Origin of the sequence: Pseudomonas sp. Pseusp3, assembly GCF_047304225.1 — a bacterium.
GTDB classification, from domain to species: Bacteria; Pseudomonadota; Gammaproteobacteria; order Pseudomonadales; family Pseudomonadaceae; genus Aquipseudomonas; species Aquipseudomonas fluorescens_CD.
The window spans coordinates 1-11,201 of record NZ_JBGLYV010000149.1; the positions used below are offsets into that span (position 1 = coordinate 1).

The following is an 11,201-nucleotide window of genomic DNA, read 5'->3' on the forward strand; positions in this document are numbered from 1 at the left end:
AGCCCGCTCCCACAAGAGCAACGCTGCACCCTGTGGGAGCGGGCTTGCTCGCGAAGGGGTCAATCAGAACGCATAGGGAATACTGACCTTGGCCCAAAGCATTTCCCCTTCAGGCCGGTTTTCCACGTCGAATTCCTTGGCCCAGCGAATCTCCGCGCTGGCGTATTTGAGAAAGGTCCAGTGCAGCGCCGGACCAATCGCAAACACCTGGCCGCGCACCCCGTCGTTCACGTCCTGGCCATTGAACTGCACGGTGTGGCCGAACTGTTTGTCATCGGTGGTTTGCTTCAGGTAGTAGCCGTTCAGCCCGAGCATCAGGTCGTCGGTGATCTTGAAACTGGCCGAATAGTCGAAGTGGAAAATCTGCCCCGACTTGTAATCGGTGTCCTTGTTTTTTTCGTTGAAACTGTAGGTGGTCTTCATCGACACCTCGGTTCTGTCCGTCGGCAGCCAGGTGAAGGAGAACAAGGGTTTGTAGGTGTAGAAGTTGTTGCTGGTATTGGCCAGGCGATCAACGCTGTATTCGCCGGTCGGCACGGTGACTTCAATGGCGGCGCCGAGGGTCAGGTTCGGGCCCATGTCCCAGAGAATGATCGGCGCGATCGTGGTGTCGCCCATGCCTTCGCGGGTGTCCTGCAAGCCGAACACCGCGACTTCCTGCTTGAGCCACGGTTGCGCGATGTAGCCGGCCAGCCGGCCGCCGAATACCCGCACCGGGCTGAGGTAATCCAGGCGCGGAATGACTGCCGTGGATTCGATCTCGACGTTTGGCACCTTGCCGCCGAGCGAGCTGATGTTCAGCTTCGTGGCTTTGTAGTGGTTGTAGTAGAGGTTGAACGCAACCATGTTGTCCGGAAGGCTGTCGGGCGAAAGCGGCAACATGAAAAAGCCGTCGGTGCCGGGGCCGATGTTGTCCACGCCAGCCTCGGTGGCCAGTGCCGGTTGCGGGGCGCAGACGCCGGCCAGGCCAATGACCAGTAGGGGAAGAGTCGTGCGGGTCGGGATCATGGGTGTCCTCATTATTATTGTTAGCGGGCTTTCCGGCGTCCATACGAGGGCCGCAACATAGAAATAGGCTGTCTGTGCCCCGCAAGGTAGGGTATTGGCGGCCATTTAGGGGGGCATCTGCGGACAGCCTTCGAACCCTGTGCTAACTTCTTCCGACATAACCGGTTACAAAAATAAGAATGCAGCTCGACCCGGAATGTACAGTCCCATGCAAATGAAAGTGACCGACCCCACCTTTGAACTGGCGCTGGTGTCGCCGTTCCTCCTGCACACCCTGGCCGAAGTCGCCGAGCAAAAAGGCATCGACCCCGAGAGCCTGTGCCGAGGGTTGGGATTTGACTTTGAAGACCTTCAGGACCCGGCACAGCGCATTTCCTATCGCCAGGCCGTGGCCATGATTCAGCGAGCGCTCAAAGTCCTGCCCAATCAGGGGCTGGGCTTGTGGGTCGGCGCGCAGAATGTACTCGGAACGCTGGGGTTGTTGGGGCATGTATTGTCGCTGTGCAAGACCTTGCGCGATGCCTTTGAACTGGGCATCCGTCATCAACACACTTCCGGCAGCATTGTCGTGTCGAGCGTGGAGGAGGCGGGTGATCGGGTGTTTGTCGACGTTGAATGCCGCTTGCCGTTCGCCGACGTGCAGTTGTTCGCGGTCGAGGAGTTTTTCGCCAGCCTGCTGGTGTACGGCCGGGCGCTGGTCGGGGCGGATTTCAAGCCGATGGCCGTGGAGTTCATGCATGCCGCGCCGGACTATCTCAGCGAATATTCGCGCCTGCTGGGGCCGGACGTGCGTTTCGGTTGCCTGCAGAACCGCATGGTGATCGATGCGTATTGGCTGGACGTTCACTTGCCCAATCACCATTCCCTGGCCCTGCGTCAGGCAGTGAAGTTGCTCGAACTGGAAGCTGCGCAGGTGCACCGGAAAATGGATTTGATCCAGGCGGTTGAACGGGCGATTGCCCGGGACCTGACCGAGGGCAGCCACATCGAGAAAATCGCCGGCGACCTGAACATGAGCAGCCGCACCTTGCGCCGCCGCCTCACCGAACATGCCCTGACGTTCGAGACACTGCTGGAACAAGTGCGCCAGGCCCGCACCATGAGCCTGCTGGCCAACCCGGACATGTCCATCGAGCGCATCACCGAGGAAGTCGGCTACAGCGACGTGCGCAGCTTTCGCCGGGCTTTCAGGCGCTGGACCGGCATGAGCCCGAGTGCGTTCCGCAACGAAAGCCCCAGCGCGGTTTGATCTCCTTGTAATGAGAGGGGCTTGTGTGGCCTCTGACAGCACACAAACCCTCGTACTCCGGTTAAACTCCGAGCTCTTTTTCGAGGAGTTCATATGAGTCATTACCAGCCGGGCATTCTCGCCACCCCCGTTCCGCCTCAAGCCCGCCATATGTTCTTCGCTCTCGAATCCGTCGCTGCTCTACCGACCGCGCTCGATAACCTGCAAGGCTTGGTGGACGGCAAATCGGTGGTGGTCGGCTTCGGTGAATCCCTGGTCAAGGCGCTGGATGGGCAGATCGAAGGCCTGCGCGTTTTCCCGGCACTGACCGGTGTCGGCGTCGATAATCCATCGACCCAACAGGCGCTCTGGTGCTGGCTGCACGGTGAAGACCGTGGTGAGTTGCTCAACCGCAGCAACGCCATCGCAGCAGCATTGGCCCCGGCGTTGCGCCTGGTGCAGATGAACGAAACCTTCCGCCACATGAGCGGCCATGACCTGACCGGCTACGAGGATGGCACCGAGAACCCACACGACGAAGCCGCCGTGAGCGCCGCCGTGGTCGGTGAGGGCGCGGACGGTACGGTGGGTGGCAGCTTTGCCGCGATCCAGCAGTGGCAGCATGACTTGAAAGGTTTCCATGCGCTGTCGGCGGATGAAAAAGACAACATCATGGGCCGCCGCTTGAGCGATAACGAGGAGATCGACGACGCGCCGGTTTCCGCCCACGTCAAACGCACCGCCCAGGAAAGCTTTGCGCCTGAGGCCTTCGTGGTGCGCCGCTCGATGCCGTGGATCGAAGGTGACCGCGCCGGCCTGATGTTCCTGGCCTTCGGTTTTTCCCTCGATGCCTTCGAAGCCCAACTGCGTCGCATGAGTGGCCTGGAAGACGGCATCACCGACGGCCTGTACCGCATCAGCCGTCCGGTCACCGGCGGCTACTACTGGTGCCCGCCGCTCAAGGACGGTCGACCGGACCTGCGCGCATTGCGCATCGGCTGAGAAGCAGGGAGAGCCTATGAACGTGGTGCGCTGGGGCATGATCGGTTGTGGCAGTGTCGCTGAACGCAAAAGCGCACCGGCCTTCTACAAGGCATCCGGATCGGCGTTGGTGGCGGTGATGGGCCGGCGCCTGGAAGCCGTCACCGACTACGCCGCGCGCCACGGCATCGCTCGGGTCTACACCGATGCGCAAGCGCTGATCGACGATCCCGAGGTCGACGCGGTGTACATCGCCACGCCACCTGACAGCCATCACGCTTATGCCTTGCAGGTGGCCGCCGCCGGCAAGCATTGCTGCGTCGAGAAACCGATGGCGCTGAACGCCGGGCAAAGCCGCGAGATGCAGCAGGTGTTTGCCGATGCGGGGCTGCACCTGTTCGTGTCCTATTACCGACGTTCGCTGCCACGCTTCCGGCAAGTGCGGCAATGGCTGGAGGAGGGGCGGATCGGCGAGGTCCGGCACTTGAGCTGGACGCTCACCAAAGCCCCGTCGGCAGCGGACCGAAACGGCACCGATAACTGGCGCACTGACCCGACGATTGCCGGTGGCGGCTACTTCGCCGATCTGGCCAGCCATGGCCTGGACCTGTTTCAGTACCTGCTCGGCGATATCGTCGAAGTCGCCGGGTTCACCGCACGGCAGGCCGGCTTGTACGCGGCCGAAGATGCCGTCAGCGCCACCTGGCGGTTTGCCAGCGGGGCACTGGGGATGGGCTGCTGGAACTTCGTTGCCGATCGCCGTGAAGACCGGGTCGAAGTGATTGGCAGTAAAGGCCGGATCACGTTTTCAGTGTTCGACGAGCACCCGGTCGAGCTGCACACTGATGAACATCTCAGCCTGAACATCGAGCATCACGCGCACATCCAGTGGCACCACGTATTGGGCATGAATGCGCACATACGTGGTGACGCGCAGCATCCGGCCGTGGCCGGGCAGGCGTTGAAGACCGATTGGGTCATGGACCAGATCCTCAAGCGCCACTGATTCTTCAGACCGCACACAATCCCTTGTAGGAGCGAGCCTGCTCGCGATGGTCGTCAACGATAACGCTGGAAGCCTGACACCCCACGGCGTTCTCGGGTTTATCGCGAGCAGGCTCGCTCCTACAGTTTTGGATTGCGTTGTGCATCTAACCTTATGCGCATTCGGTATTTCTCAAGCTTGTCATTACCTCTCTAAGATCACGTCATAACTCGTTATAACAAGTGATCTGCCATGACCGATAACGTTCTATCCCTGAGCAGCGTCCCGTTGCACACCCAGCTGCGAGACGTGCTGCGCGCGCGCATCCTCGACGGTGAATACCCGCAAGACAGCCAGATGCCTTCCGAAAGCGAGCTTGGCGCGTTGTTCAAGGTCAGCCGCATCACCGTGCGCCAAGCCTTGGGTGACCTGCAAAAGGAAGGGCTGATTTTCAGGATCCACGGCAAAGGCACCTTCGTCGCCAAGCCGAAAACCTTCCAGAACGTCAGTACCCTGCAAGGCCTGGCCGAGTCCATGACCGGTCGAGGATATGAGGTGATCAACCGCCTGCGCAGCTTCAGGTTCATTGCCGCCGACAAGCTCGTCGCCGAGCGTTTGCAGGTCGCCGAAGGCGAGGTCGTGGCGCAGATCAAACGGGTGCGCCTGATCAATCGCGAGCCGATTTCCCTGGAAATCACTTACCTGCCCAAGGCCGTTGGCGAGCGCCTGGAAAAAGCCGACCTGGTCACTCGCGACATTTTCCAGATCCTGGAAAACGACTGCGGCCTGACCCTGGGGCACGCCGACCTGGCCATCGATGCGGTACTGGCCGACAGCGACCTGACTCGGGCGCTGAACGTCGAACCTGGCTCGCCGATCATGCGTATCGAGCGCCTGACCCACGATGCCGAGGGTCGGCCGCTGGACTTCGAACACCTTTACTACCGTGGCGATGCCTTCCAGTACCGCCTGCGGATCGACCGGCACAAAGGGGCTTGAACATGACACGCAACACCCTCGAACAGGAATACGACATCGTCGTGATCGGCGGCGGCACTGCCGGCCCGATGGCAGCGATCAAGGCCAAGGAACGCAACCGCGACCTGCGGGTGCTGTTGATCGACAAGGCCAACGTCAAGCGCAGCGGCGCGATCAGCATGGGCATGGACGGCCTGAACAACGCGATCATTCCCGGCCACTCGACGCCGGAGCAATACACCAAGGAAATCACCATCGCCAACGACGGCATCGTCAACCAGGCTGCGGTGTACGCCTACGCGACCCATAGCTTCGAAACCATCGAGCAGCTGGACCGCTGGGGCGTGAAATTCGAGAAGGACGAAACCGGCGACTACGCGGTGAAGAAGGTCCACCACATGGGCGCTTATGTGTTGCCGATGCCGGAAGGGCACGACATCAAAAAAGTCCTGTACCGGCAGCTCAAGCGCGCGCGGGTGACCATTACCAACCGGCTGGTCTGCACCCGATTGCTGACGGATCAAGAGGGTACGGTCAACGGCGTGATGGGCTTCGATTGCCGAACCGCTGACTTCCATGTGATCAAGGCCAAAGCGGTGATCCTCGCCTGCGGTGCCGCCGGACGCCTGGGGTTGCCATCCTCGGGCTACCTGATGGGCACCTACGAAAATCCGACCAATGCCGGCGATGGCTACTCAATGGCCTACCACGCCGGGGCCGAGCTGGCGAACCTGGAGTGTTTCCAGATCAACCCGCTGATCAAGGATTACAACGGCCCGGCCTGCGCCTACGTCACCGGTCCCTTGGGCGGCTACACCGCCAACAACAAGGGCGAGCGCTTCATCGAGTGTGACTACTGGAGTGGACAGATGATGTGGGAGTTCCATCAGGAACTGGAAAGCGGTAACGGTCCGGTGTTCCTCAAGCTCGATCACCTGGCCGAGGAAACCATCCAGAACATCGAGGAGATCCTGCACAGCAACGAGCGTCCGAGTCGCGGCCAGTTCCATGCCAATCGCGGCACCGACTACCGCACGCAGATGGTCGAGATGCACATCTCGGAAATCGGCTTTTGCAGCGGGCATTCGGCGTCGGGGGTGTGGGTCAACGAGAAGGCCGAGACCTCGGTCAAGGGCTTGTACTCGGCCGGTGACATGGCCGCGGTGCCGCACAACTACATGCTCGGCGCGTTCACCTACGGCTGGTTCGCCGGCCACAACGCGGCGGATTTTGTCGCCGGACGTGAGTTTTCAGCGCTGGATGCCCGGCAGATCGAAACCGAAAAACAACGGGTCTATGCGCCACTGGATCGCGAACACGGCCTGCCACCCGCGCAGGTCGAGTACAAGCTGCGGCGCTTCGTCAACGACTACCTGCAACCGCCGAAAGTGACGAAGAAGATGCAGATCGGCCTGCAACGTTTCAGCGACATCCAGCGCGACCTCGACCAGATCAAGGCCCACAACGCCCACGAGCTGATGCGTGCCATGGAAGTCAGCATGATCCGCGACTGCGCCGAAATGGCCGCCCGCGCTTCACTGTTCCGCGCCGAAAGTCGCTGGGGGCTGTACCACTATCGCGTCGATCACCCGCAGCGCAACGACAACGACTGGTTTTGCCATTGCCACTTGAAGAAAGGCGAAAACGGTTTGATGACCAGTTTCAAGAAAGCCGTCGAGCCCTACATCATCCCGCTCGACGCCGATGAAATGCAGGCCTACGACCGATTGCGGGTCGGCGCCGACGCGGCGTGATGCCGTCAACGAAAGAGAGAGTGAACATGGCCTATCAACCCCAGGAAATCTTCTTCCGCTCCAACGCACCGGTCACGGTCGACGAGGACCTTTGCATCGCCCACAAAGGCTGCACCGTCTGCGTCGACGTTTGCCCGATGGACCTGCTGGCGATCAACCCGGCCACGCAGAAGGCCTACATGGCGTTCGACGAATGCTGGTACTGCATGCCCTGTGAAAAGGACTGCCCGACCGGGGCGGTGAAAGTGGAGATTCCTTATTTATTGCGTTGACTGACAGGACGCCTTCGCGGGCAAGCCCGCTCCCACAGTGATTTGTGCTGTCCCTCAGATTGTGAAAACAACCACGAAACCTGTGGGAGCTGGCTTGCCAGCGATGAGGCCAGTAAATACGACACAAAAGCCATCCGGCCACCACCGGACGCCTGCTTCAAAACACCCCTCGTTTCCCACCGCGCCCTGATCGCGGCGGAGACGAACATCCAATAAATGATTCGAGGGGAAACACTCATGATGTTGCGTGCAGCTTTGGCCGGTCTGGTACTGGCTTCCTTCACCTTGTCGGCGTCAGCCGAAACCATCCGCATTGCCATCGGCACCCAGGACACCACCATCAACTGCGCCGCCGGTGGCCTGTTGATTCGTGAGTTGGGTCTGCTGGACAAATACCTGCCCCACGAGGGCCCCTATAAAGACGCCCAATACGACGTGCAGTGGAAAAACTTCACCAGCGGCGCACCCCTGACCAACGAGATGGTGGCCGGCAAACTCGACTTCGGCGCCATGGCCGATTTCCCCGGTGCGTTCAATGGTGTGGCTTTTGAAACGGCGGGCAAGCACAGCCTGTTTATCAGCGTGCTGTCGGGCAGCACCAAGGGCAGCGGCAACGGCATCGTGGTGCCGAGTGCATCCGGCGTGCAGTCGCTGGCCGAGCTCAAGGGCAAGAGCATCTCCGTGCCGTTCGCCTCCACCGCCCATGGCATGTTGCTGCGCGCCGTCGCGGCGCAGGGCTGGGACCCGCTCAAGGACGTGAACATCATCGCCCAGCCGCCGGAAGTCGCCGGCTCCGCGTTGCAGGCCGGCAAGATCGATGCTCACGCCGACTTCGTGCCCTTCGCCGAACTGTTCCCGAGCCGTGGTTTCGCCCGCAAGATTTATGACGGCTCCCAGGCCAACGCGCCGACCTTCCACGGTGCGCTGGTCGATCAGGCCTATGCCAGGCAGTACCCTGAAATCGTCGTCGCTTACCTGCGGGCGAGTATCGAAGCCAACCAGTTGCTGGCGGCTGAACCGGAGAAATACAGCGAGCTGATCGCCAAGGTCACCGGGGTCGATGCCGAGGTCAACTACCTGTTCCATGGCCCCCTCGGCGTGCAGACCCGTGACCTGAGCTGGAAGCCGGAATACCGTCAGGCCGTGGGCACTGCCATCGATACCCTGAAGTTGTTGAAGAAGGCCGATCGCGGTCTCGATCTGAATACCTTCATCGACGACCAATACATTCGCGCCGCGTTCAAGGCGTCGAACCTGGACTACACAGCGCAACTGGCCAACTACGCGCAGACGCCGCTTAAAGCGGTGGATGCGTCGAGCGGCAAAGGCATCACCGACTTCAGCCACGTGGCCGAGATCTGGGTCCGCGGCGAACCGAAAGTCCGCCAGTACGCGTCGGCGGAGCTGGCGTTCACGGCGTTGGCCGCCCTGAAGCAGGAAGGCAAAAACATCCGCGCGGTGTACACCCAGGCCAGCGACAGCGGGATCAAGTTGCTGGCGGATCAGGCGTGGTTTGCCAGTGATGCGAAAGGGCGACTCAGTGCGTTCCTGCTCAAGGGCCAGGCCCAGCAGTTCGCCACCGCCCAGGGCGGGAAAGTGTACGACTTCACCGATGCTACCGCACAAGCCGTGGCTGTTCGCTAACAGCCGAAACACCACAGCCCCCTGTAGGAGCGAGCTTGCTCGCTAAAAACGTCCGGACAACGCGATCCGTCAGACAGAGCGCGTAATCGTTGGCGTTCTTCGCGAGCAAGCTCGCTCCTACAGGAGGTGGGTTGAGAGGAATAATTGTGTACCGATCATATTCACGCTGGATCCCCAGAGCCGCGTCCTTGCTGCTCTGCCTGCTGTTCTGGCAACTCGCCGCCAGCCACCACTGGAACCTCGGCCTGGTGACCTTCGCCAACGTCCCGACACCCGTGGCGGTCATTGAAGCCGCCCTCGGCCTCGGCGACTCGGGCAAACTCGCGCAACACCTGGGCAGCAGCCTTGGCCGGGTATTCGCCGGCTACCTCGCCGCGCTGATCATCGGTGTGGCCCTGGGCCTGGCCATCGGTCGCTCGAAATGGGCCGAAGACCTGCTGCTGCCGCCCCTGGAAGTGCTGCGCCCGATCCCGGCGGTGGCGTGGATTCCCCTGGCGATCCTGATGTTTCCTTCGTCGGAACTGTCGATGGTGTTCATCACCTTCACCGGCGCACTGTTCCCGATCCTGCTCAACACCGTGCATGGCGTCGAAGGCGTCGACCCGCGGCTGATCGCCTCGGCGAAAAGCCTCGGGGCAGGGCGCCGGGCAATCCTGCTGGAGGTCGTACTTCCCGGGGCCGGACCCAGCATCATTACCGGCCTGGCCATCGGCATGGGCACCTCGTGGTTCTGCCTGGTCACGGCAGAAATGATCTCCGGCCAGTTCGGCATTGGTTATTACACCTGGGAGTCCTACACCATCCAGAACTACGCCGACATCGTCGTCGGCATGTTGCTGATTGGCGTGCTCGGCATGGGCAGCAGCCTGCTGATCAAACGTCTGGGCGGGCTGTTCACGCCCTGGCATCGACCACGAGGAAAAGCCTGATGAGCGTTTTTCAACACCTGCAAGGACGTATCGATATTCGCGGGCTGTCAATCAGCCTGGGCGAGGGCCAAGCGGCCTTCGAAGCGGTGCAGGGTCTCGATTGCCAGATCGAACCGGGACAGTTCGTGTGCATTCTCGGGCCGTCCGGCTGCGGCAAGTCGACTTTGCTCGGCGCGTTGGCGGGGCACCTGCAACCGCGCACCGGCACCTTGAACGTGGATGGCGCGCCGGTATCGGGGCCATCGCCACAACGCGGCATGGTGTTCCAGCAGCACACCTTGTTTCCGTGGCGCACGGTGCGTGACAACGTGGCGTTCGGCTTGAAAATGCGTGGCGTCGGCAAGGCCGAACGGCACAAGGCGGCGGATGAAATCCTCGCCCTGGTGGGGCTCGAAGGGTTTGCCGGGCGCTGGCCCGATCAGCTCTCCGGCGGCATGCAGCAACGGGTGGAAATTGCCCGGGTGCTGGTCAACCGCCCGCGCCTGTTGCTGATGGATGAACCCTTCGGTGCCCTCGATGCCCTGACCCGGTTGAACATGCAGGAACTGCTGCTGGACATCTGGACGCGCATCCGCACCACCGTGGTGTTTGTCACCCATGACATCGACGAAGCGCTGTTCCTCGCCGACCGCTTGCTGGTCATGAGTTCACGCCCCGGGCGGATCATCGAAGACCTGCGCCTGGACTTCCCCAGGCCGCGCAGCACGGAGCTGGTGACCCGCCCTGAATTCTCGCACCTGAAGCGTCATTGCCTCGAACTCCTGCGCCACGAAGACGGCCGGCAGCTGCCGCGCCTGAATCCGCTCGGCCTTCCCCCTGAAAACAAACTGCCGCGATTTGCCCTATGACCTCACTATTCGATGTAACCGATAACGACGACATTCTTGCCCTGCAGCCGCGCCTGACCGATGACGACCCCGGTGTACGCCGGATCGCGTTGATCGAGTTGGCCGATCTTGAGGAGCCGGACGGCCTGCTGTGGTTGATCGATCGACTGGCCGAAGACCCGATTGCCGACGTTCGCGCCGAAGCCGCGCGGTTGCTGGAAGCCTGGGAGGACGAGCCCGTGGTCGAAGCGTTGTGCCAGGCGCTGACTGATCCATCCCCGGCGGTGCAGGCGGCCGCTGCGCAAAGCCTTAGCCTGCTCAAGAGCGAGGCGGCGGGCCGGGTCATACTGCCGTGGACCGGGCACGCCGACACTGGCGTACGCATTGCCGCGTTCAGGGCCTTGCGCGAGTTGCGTTGCCCCGATGCCGCCGATGCGGCTGCACGGGCATTGGACGATGAAAGCGCCGGTGTGCGCCGCGAAGCGGTAGGTGTGCTCGGCTGGCTTAAGCAACTCGAGGCCTTGCCGGCGCTGGCGCGGTTGGCCAGCGATGACCCGGACACCGACGTACGGCGTGCCGCCACCGGGGCGTTGGG

General features: G+C 61.8%; 11 protein-coding genes. 10 read left to right on the forward strand and 1 reads right to left on the reverse strand.

All coding sequences use genetic code 11. The features are described from left to right. Nucleotides 1–63: 63 nt before the first annotated feature. Nucleotides 64–1,008, reverse strand: coding sequence for a transporter (locus ACCD00_RS28625; RefSeq protein WP_413428595.1), 945 nt, complete (start codon nt 1,006–1,008; stop codon nt 64–66). 208 nt (nt 1,009–1,216) lie between these two features. Here ACCD00_RS28625 and ACCD00_RS28630 point away from each other — a divergent pair, with 208 nt between their 5' ends. The 10 genes from ACCD00_RS28630 to ACCD00_RS28675 all read left to right on the forward strand — a co-directional run. After that, nucleotides 1,217–2,257 carry an AraC family transcriptional regulator gene (locus ACCD00_RS28630; protein ID WP_413428596.1) on the forward strand — a complete coding sequence of 347 codons (1,041 nt, stop codon included), beginning with the start codon at nt 1,217–1,219 and terminating at the stop codon, nt 2,255–2,257. A 93-nt stretch (nt 2,258–2,350) separates the two neighbouring features. Next, a complete protein-coding gene (locus ACCD00_RS28635) occupies nt 2,351–3,238 on the forward strand; it encodes a Dyp-type peroxidase (RefSeq protein ID WP_413428597.1) in 888 nt (295 codons plus the stop codon). Nucleotides 3,239–3,254: 16 nt separating this feature from the next. Continuing rightward, on the forward strand, nt 3,255–4,223 hold the full coding sequence (locus ACCD00_RS28640; RefSeq protein ID WP_413428598.1) for a Gfo/Idh/MocA family protein: 969 nt from the start codon (nt 3,255–3,257) through the stop codon (nt 4,221–4,223). A 231-nt stretch (nt 4,224–4,454) separates the two neighbouring features. Beyond that, nucleotides 4,455–5,201 (forward strand): GntR family transcriptional regulator, encoded by a 747-nt coding sequence (locus tag ACCD00_RS28645; RefSeq protein ID WP_413428599.1) that lies wholly within the window; start codon nt 4,455–4,457, stop codon nt 5,199–5,201. A 2-nt stretch (nt 5,202–5,203) separates the two neighbouring features. Continuing rightward, complete coding sequence (locus tag ACCD00_RS28650; protein WP_413428600.1) at nt 5,204–6,934, forward strand: fumarate reductase/succinate dehydrogenase flavoprotein subunit; 1,731 nt, start codon at nt 5,204–5,206, stop codon at nt 6,932–6,934. Between the two features lie 26 nt (nt 6,935–6,960). Next, nucleotides 6,961–7,206, forward strand: coding sequence for a ferredoxin family protein (locus tag ACCD00_RS28655; protein ID WP_007946457.1), 246 nt, complete (start codon nt 6,961–6,963; stop codon nt 7,204–7,206). A gap of 237 nt (nt 7,207–7,443) precedes the next feature. After that, a complete protein-coding gene (locus tag ACCD00_RS28660; protein WP_413428601.1) occupies nt 7,444–8,850 on the forward strand; it encodes an ABC transporter substrate-binding protein in 1,407 nt (468 codons plus the stop codon). A 146-nt stretch (nt 8,851–8,996) separates the two neighbouring features. Beyond that, nucleotides 8,997–9,779 carry an ABC transporter permease gene (locus ACCD00_RS28665; protein WP_413428602.1) on the forward strand — a complete coding sequence of 261 codons (783 nt, stop codon included), beginning with the start codon at nt 8,997–8,999 and terminating at the stop codon, nt 9,777–9,779. Further along, nucleotides 9,779–10,627 carry an ABC transporter ATP-binding protein gene (locus tag ACCD00_RS28670; RefSeq protein WP_413428603.1) on the forward strand — a complete coding sequence of 283 codons (849 nt, stop codon included), beginning with the start codon at nt 9,779–9,781 and terminating at the stop codon, nt 10,625–10,627. Before ACCD00_RS28665 ends, ACCD00_RS28670 begins: the two co-directional genes overlap by 1 nt. Further along, nucleotides 10,624–11,201 (forward strand): HEAT repeat domain-containing protein (locus ACCD00_RS28675; RefSeq protein WP_413428604.1); only part of this gene is annotated, 578 nt, incomplete at its 3' end. The genes ACCD00_RS28670 and ACCD00_RS28675, both read left to right, overlap by 4 nt.